General features: G+C 58.8%; 5 protein-coding genes and 1 tRNA gene. All 6 read left to right on the top strand.

What is annotated here, in order from left to right; all coding sequences use genetic code 11:
• The coding region (locus ACWI8T_RS08110; RefSeq protein ID WP_449138575.1) for a class I tRNA ligase family protein at positions 1-910 on the top strand (910 nt) is incomplete at its 5' end.
• Positions 911-1,328: 418 nt separating this feature from the next.
• The gene (locus ACWI8T_RS08105; RefSeq protein ID WP_449138574.1) at positions 1,329-2,489 is read left to right on the top strand and encodes a TatD family hydrolase; all 1,161 of its coding nucleotides are present in this window, start codon (positions 1,329-1,331) and stop codon (positions 2,487-2,489) included.
• Positions 2,486-3,073 carry a flavodoxin family protein gene (locus ACWI8T_RS08100; RefSeq protein ID WP_449138573.1) on the top strand — a complete coding sequence of 196 codons (588 nt, stop codon included), beginning with the start codon at positions 2,486-2,488 and terminating at the stop codon, positions 3,071-3,073. Before ACWI8T_RS08105 ends, ACWI8T_RS08100 begins: the two co-directional genes overlap by 4 nt.
• A gap of 127 nt (positions 3,074-3,200) precedes the next feature.
• Complete coding sequence (gene rsmA, locus ACWI8T_RS08095; RefSeq protein WP_449138572.1) at positions 3,201-4,118, top strand: 16S rRNA (adenine(1518)-N(6)/adenine(1519)-N(6))-dimethyltransferase RsmA; 918 nt, start codon at positions 3,201-3,203, stop codon at positions 4,116-4,118.
• A 167-nt stretch (positions 4,119-4,285) separates the two neighbouring features.
• Complete coding sequence (locus tag ACWI8T_RS08090; RefSeq protein ID WP_294377871.1) at positions 4,286-4,654, top strand: Veg family protein; 369 nt, start codon at positions 4,286-4,288, stop codon at positions 4,652-4,654.
• A gap of 120 nt (positions 4,655-4,774) precedes the next feature.
• Positions 4,775-4,850 (top strand) — tRNA-Ala (locus ACWI8T_RS08085).
• Positions 4,851-5,062: the final 212 nt, after the last annotated feature.

The following is a 5,062-nucleotide window of genomic DNA, read 5'->3' as shown; positions in this document are numbered from 1 at the left end:
GACCTATGTGTGGTTCGACGCGCTGCTGAACTACATGACGGCTGTGGGTTATGGCCTTGACGACGATGCTTCCAAAGCAGAGTTTGCCTTCCGTTGGCCCGCTCAGTACCACATTGTGGGCAAGGATATCATCCGCTTCCACTGCGTCATTTGGCCGGCCATGCTCATGGCTATTGGCGAGTCGCTGCCCGAGCACGTGTTCGCGCACGGCTTCCTTACGGTGCGCAACTCCGAGACCGGCAAGGCCGAAAAAATGTCGAAGAGCCGCGGCAACGCCATTGCCCCGCAAGACGTCATCGACCTGCTGGGTGTTGAAGGCTACCGCTACTACTTCATGACCGACGTGGTTCCCGGCACCGATGGCGCTATTTCGTTTGAGCGCATGGAGCAGGTGTACAACGCCGATTTGGCTAACAGCTGGGGCAACCTGATTTCCCGCTCGCTGAACATGAGCGCGAAGTACTTTGACGGCTGCGCTCCCGCAAAGCCTGCCAGCTCCGATGCGTTTGACAACCCGCTCGCGAAAATCGTCGAGGGTCTGGTCGATCGCTATGCCGCCGCGATGGACGTGCTCGATTACGGTGCAGGCAAAGATGCCGTTATGGAGCTTATCCATGCTGCGAACCACTACATCGAAGACTCCGAGCCGTGGGCGCTTGCCAAGGACGAGGCAAAGGCCGACCAGCTCGCGTTCGTGATTTACAACCTGCTCGAGGCCATTCGCATTTCCGCGCACTTGCTCGTGCCGTTTATGCCTACCACGAGCGCCGAGGCGCTGCGTCGCATTTCGTGCGAGGCCGAGGCTGGCAGCGACAACCTGGCCGAAGCCTGCGTATGGGGCGGCTTGGCTGGCGGCGCGCCGGTTGAGAAGGGCGACGCCCTGTTCCCGCGTCTGCAGAAGAACGACTAATCGTTCACCTGAAGAGCAAAAGCATCAAAAAGCCTGGTCCAGCTTGTATGGGCCAGGCTTTCTTTTTTTGCGGGCGTGCTACAATGCCTGCGTGCTGGCAAAGTCCGACGCGGAGCGGCGCTTCAACGCAGATTGGAGCAACGCTTATGTTTGAAAGAATTCTATGTGCCGCGGCAGCGGTCGCCACAATAGCAGGCTTTGTTTTAGAAGTCTGGCGAGAACTGAAGTCAAATGCGCGCGAGGACGACAAGGGGAGAAAAAAGAAGGGCCGGAGCTAACCGACCCTACTAAATCGTAAACACCTGCGCCGCCCGTTGTTCCCTAGCCCGGAACGGGCTTTGCCAGTGCATCTGGAGTATACCACGCTGCAATTGGCTTGTTCAATGGCGTTGCGGCGTATGAAGTTTGGATGTTGGCAATGGTTCAAAAGAATTTCGATATCGATCCCGATGGCGACGCGGGGTATCTGCTGTTCGGTGATGCGCTGTTTCGCAAGCATCGCAAAAAAGGGTGGGCTTATGTGGGCTCGCCGGCGCCTGCCCTTGAGGCGCCCGTGGCCGATACGCATGCGCACCTTGCCATGCTGTCGCACCCGGCGTTGTCGCTTGCGCGTTGTGCCGTGGTGGGCGTCGATTTCGTATGCGCGATGTGCGACCCGGCCGAGGGCGATGAATGCGAGCGCACGTATCGCGACCTGGGTATATGGCGTGCCGAAGCATTGCGCTTGTTGCCCGAGGTATTCGAGGCTACGCGTCGCAATGTGACGGCCGAGCGCGAATCGCTCGAAGCGCAGGCTCATGCCGCTGGCAAGAAGCATGCGGGCCAAGCGGCCGAGGCGGCGGCGCTGCTCGAGTCGGCGGCTGTTGATGAGCGCGCATGCAATTTGTGCTGGGGCGCCGAGCCGGCAATACCTCGTATGCGCATCGCATGTGGAGTTCATCCGCATGTCGCGAGCCAGTGGGATGCCGCTATGGAAGCGGCCTTGCTTGAGCGTTTGGCCGATCCGCGTACCGCTGCCTTGGGCGAGGTCGGGCTCGATTACCACTACGATTTGTCTCCGCGCGATGTTCAACAAAACGTATTCCGTCGTCAGGTGCAGCTGGCCCATATTACGGGTTTGCCGCTCGTGCTTCATGTGAGGGACGCACACGAAGACGCATTTCGTATTCTTGAAGAAGAGGGCTGGCCTGAAGCCGGCACGTTGCTGCATTGCTGCAGCGTGGGCCCCGATGAGCTTGCGCGCTGGATCGAGCGTGGGGCGCATGTGGCATTCGGCGGCGCGATCACCTTCCAGCGAAGCGACGATTTGCGTGCGTCGTCGGCGATGGTCCCGGCCGATCGCCTGCTTACCGAGACCGACGCGCCCTATATGGCTCCCGTGCCGTTTCGCGGCATTGAGTGCGGGCCCGAATTCACGGTGTTCACGGCCGAGCGCATAGCCGAAGTTCGGGGAGCCGCTCCGGGCGAGGCTCGCCGCGCCTTGCTGCAGCAGATGCACGATGCGGGTGTGGCGTTTTTGGATCGCGAGCCCACGGAATGGCAGCGTGCGCATGCCGATATGGCGAGGGATGCACGATGAATGCCGCGCAGGATTCCTATGAGCTGGTGCTCTGTGGCTCGCCGCGCAAAAACGGCGTATCGTCGCGTTATGCAACGCAGCTGATTGCTGAGCTCGAAGCAAAGGGCATCGCTGTTGAGCGTTGGAATGTGGCCGACCATGTTGTGGGCGGTTGCGTCGGCTGCGAGGGGTGCCGTCGTGTGTTGCAACGTGCTCAATGCTCGGAGCATTTGACACATTGCGTGATTCGCGACGACATGGACGGGCTGTATGCCCTGCTTGATGGCGCGGCGGCGGTTCATGTGGTGGCACCTGTGTATTTCTCGGGGCCGACGTCGCAGTTCAAAGCCGTTTTGGACCGACTTCAGCCATACTGGGAGAAAAGGCGTGGGCCGAATAGACAGCCAGGTGCTGCCGATGCGCCAAAGCGCCCCGTTACGTTGCACGTGATTGGTTCGGGAGGCGACCCCTATGGGTTTGCCGCTCTGGAAAGTTGCGTGCGCTCGTCATTTGGGGCTGCAGGTTGGCGTGTTGGAGAAGTGGCCGACCGCATTGGTTGGGGCCAGCCAGAGGCGGAATCGCAGAAAGAAACGTTTGGTTCGTAGCCCGGGCATGGTTCATGGAATGGCCCGCCCCTCGAAGGTTTGAAGGCCCTCGAGGGCGCGTGGCTCGGTGACTGCTGGGGCGTACGTGCCGATTTTTGAGCAACGGGGACGAAGAAAAGGAAACTCTATGGCAATCGCATCGCATTTGGCATCGGTTGGGGCAACGCGTGACGTGCTTTCGCGCCACGGTTTGGCCACGAAGCATTCGCTCGGACAGAACTTTTTGGTGAACGATGCCGTTATCGCGAACATTTGCAAGCTTTCCGAGGTGTGCGAAGAGGATAACGTGCTCGAGGTGGGCCCGGGCATTGGCACGCTGACCGTGGCGCTTTTGCCTCGCGCGAAGCACGTGCTCTCCATTGAGCGCGACCCCGATTTGCCTGCCGTGCTCGACGAGACGTGCGACGATTTTGACAACTTCACGCTCATCGGCAAAGACGCCTTGCGTCTGAATGACGACGATTTGATCGCCGCATTTGGCAAGCAGGCGGTTGAAGCGGGCGAGGCCCCCAACAAGTTCATTTCGAATTTGCCCTATGCCGTGGCGGCGACGCTCGTGCTTGATTATTTCCAGCGAATTCCCAGCCTGCAGAGCGCCACGGTCATGGTGCAAAGCGAAGTGGCCGATCGCATGCAAGCCGTTGTGGGCACGAAAGATTACGCTGCGTATTCGGTGAAGCTGCAGCTCATCGCGAAGGCCACGGGTCGTTTCCAGGTTTCGCCGGGCAATTTCTTCCCGCCGCCGCGCGTGACGAGCTCGGTTATTCGTCTTGACCGTCGCAGCGACTTGGGCCTGTCTGCCGAGGAAATCGCAAATGCGAGCATGGCGGCCGACGCGGCGTTTTTCACGCGTCGAAAGACTATCTCGAACTCGATGAAGGGCTATTTCTCGAGCCGCGGTGAACAGGGCAAGGCTATTGCTGCGAAGCTTCCTGAAATTCTTGCCGAAGTGGGCATCGACGCGAAACGACGCGGCGAAACGCTCGAGTTGTCGGAATTCGTGGAGCTCGGTCGCGTGCTTGCGAAGGCGAAGGCCGAAGAATAAAACGATACGTGCCGCCGCCTGGCGCAAAAGCAACGGCATCTCAACGATAAATAGGCATCTACCTGCAGATTCTATGAATTCTTCCATTCCGTGGTATTATGCTCCCTTGCGTGTAATAAGTGCGCTGTATGTCGGCGCCGTACTATATATGAAAAGGAATCCACCGAATGGAACTTGAAAAGCAGGCAAATCTTGTCGGCGATATTCGTGCTGAGCTTATGGATCGCATTAACACTCGCCTGAAGGTTCGCGCGAATATGGGTCGCTCGAAAATCGTCGAATGCGAAGGCACGCTTATGCAGGCGCACCCCGCTCTGTTCGTCGTCGAGGTCGACCGCAAGCGCGGTCGCAAGGCTCGCCAGTCGTACCAGTACGTCGACATTCTTACCGGCATGGTCGAACTGTTCGACGCCGAAACGAAAGAGCCCATCTTCGGCAAGTTCATGGACGATGAAACCGAAGAGAACGCCGCGGCTTCGGCCCTTGAGATGCTTCTGAGTGACGACCTTGAGGACGATGACGACGACGATCTGTAAGCGGTTTCGTTGCTGATGTCGCCCAGGCGAACACGTAATTTTCCCAAAGATGAAATTAAGTGTTGACACCCGAGCGATAAACGTGCAAAATACTTGCTTGCGCACAAGCGCATTTTACGTGGGGATGTAGCTCAGCTGGGAGAGCATCACGTTCGCAACGTGGGGGTCGTGGGTTCGAATCCCATCATCTCCACCACGTCGTTACCGCAGGTCAGGGGCCTTATGGCTTCTGACCTGTTTTCATTTTCTGACCTCCTTTCAAAACCTCGAATGTGACAATCGTGTGACAAGGCGCACGGTTAGGCCGTCTTCACCATCCGCAAGCGCGGCCGTTCTTCCTTCTCGCCGTCGCTTGCGAACAGCTCGCCGAGCATGTCGGCGGCCTGCCTGTCGTTCTCGGGTATGGCG

This window comes from Slackia sp. (genome assembly GCF_977041755.1).
Note: the sequence above shows the minus strand (reverse complement) of the source record. Positions and strands in the feature narration are given on the sequence as shown.